Raw genomic sequence first — 2053 nt, forward strand, 5'->3', positions numbered from 1 at the left:
GGCGTCTTGGTGCCGGGGCTTGTGCGGCAGCTGGAGGACGGCAGCTATCAGATGGTGTCGGGACACCGGCGCAAGCTGGCCAGCGAACTGGCAGGGCGGGACACGATCCCCTGCATCGTGCGCGACCTCACAGACGATGAAGCCGTTATTATCATGGTGGACAGCAATCTCCAGCGCGAGCGCGTATTGCCGTCGGAAAAGGCTTTTGCGTACAAAATGAAGCTGGATGCCATGCGAAGGCAGGCGGGTAGACCGAGTAAAGAAAATGGTGTCCCACTGGGACACCATTTTCAGCAAGGAAAGTCAAGAGAGATTTTGGCAGACAATTCACCGGACAGTAATACACAAATCCAGCGCTATATCCGCCTCACCAACCTCATCCCGGAAATTCTGGACATGGTGGATGACGGTCGGATCGCCTTTCGCCCTGCGGTGGAGCTTTCTTACCTTACCGAACAGGAGCAGAGCGCGCTTTATGACACCATGGGACGCGAGGACTGCACGCCGTCGCTTGCACAGGCCATTAAGATGAAGGCGTTCAGCCGAGACGGAAAGCTGACCGATGCGGTGATCCTGTCCATCATGGAGGAGGAAAAGCCCAACCAGAAGGAACAATTTCGGATACCCAAGGAGCGTATCAGCAAATATTTCAAGCCGGGGACGCCCGCACGGACTATGGAGGATACGATCATCAAGGCACTGGACTATTACAGAAAGCGGCAGCGGGAAATGGAACGCTGAATCTTCCGCCCAGGGGAAAGTCTGCCCATCGGACAAGCTGTGTGCCAGGGCCGGTTTTTCCGCTCCCCCCTCTCCACACCTCACCCCCTTCCTACCGGCTGTACCGGCTGAAAAAGAGATTATCTCACAAGTCCATATCGTACAGAAAGCAGCATCCTTTTCCGGATGGTGCTTTTTATTTTTACTCTTAGGAGGTCTAACAAATGAAAAAACTCTATCGCAGAAGCATTTCCGGGCTGTTGGCTCTGCTGATCTGCTTCACCGCCATCCTCGGCAGCGGCATGACGGCCTATGCCGCCGCATTCACCGGAGAAACTGCGGATTCGTACTCGGTGGCATTCCCCAGAGACGGCGACGCCAATCTGGATTACAGCGGCACTTGGGGCCACGACGAGCTGCACTACATGAACGGCTGGACATCCGGCGAGGCAACATGGATGACCACGCTGCACACCATCGGCTCCTTCGACGGCCCGGCCTGCTACTGCATCGAGCCAGGCGTTCCCCGAAACCTGTACCGTTCCTACGAAAGCTATGGGGAGGACTATTGGGACACCTTCCCCGCCGAATATAACCGCGCCATTGATGGCCGAACCATGAAAACGCTCCTTGGCCGCATCATGCAGTACGGCTATCAGGGAAATCTCTCCCTCGACTGGCGCTCTCAGAACAAGGCCGACGCCGACAAGCTGGCCCACATGATGGCCACGCAGGTGCTGGTGTGGGAAACGGTGGTCGGGGAGCGGGATGCGGACTTCAATCACGTTGACCCCGGCAGCGCCGATGCCGTGAAGTCCGTCTACCGCACCTCCCATCCGCTCTATAGTCGGTTCTCTGCCTACTACGACAGCATCGAGGCCAGCGTGAAAAAGCACACCGTCGTCCCCAGCTTCATGGACCGCAGTGAGGAAGCTGCACAGACGGTTGAACTGAGTTGGGACGGCGGCCGCTACACAGCTACCCTGACGGACACCAACGGCGTTCTGGGCGAATATGCCTTCTCTTCGGCCCAGTCGGATATGACCTTTGCAGTCGATGGGAACGACCTGACTATCTCTGCCGAGACGGCTTCCGCAGATGGTGTGACCATTACTGCCGTCAGAAACAACACCCGGCAGGGCGTGCTGGTCTGGAGCGACGGCCACTATGGCCCAGACGGCACCATGCAGGATGTCGTCACCTTCCGGGATACCGTCAGCGACCCCATGTACGCCTACCTGCACCTGAAGGTCGGCTATGGCAGCGTCAAGATCATCAAAACCAGCGAGGACGGCGAGGTGTCCGGCATCTCCTTCACCGTTTCCGGCAACGG

General features: G+C 57.7%; 2 protein-coding genes. Both read left to right on the forward strand.

Annotated elements, in window-relative coordinates:
• Window positions 1–741, forward strand: a 741-nt coding sequence (locus tag LKD37_RS17385; RefSeq protein ID WP_302930318.1) for a ParB/RepB/Spo0J family partition protein, incomplete at its 5' end; no start/stop codon positions are given.
• 203 nt (window positions 742–944) lie between these two features.
• On the forward strand, window positions 945–2053 hold a 1109-nt coding region (locus tag LKD37_RS17390), incomplete at its 3' end, for a thioester domain-containing protein (RefSeq protein WP_302930319.1).

The sequence above is a fragment of the Brotocaccenecus cirricatena genome, assembly GCF_020687045.1.
In the GTDB taxonomy this organism is placed as follows: Bacteria; Bacillota; Clostridia; order Oscillospirales; family Oscillospiraceae; genus Vescimonas; species Vescimonas cirricatena.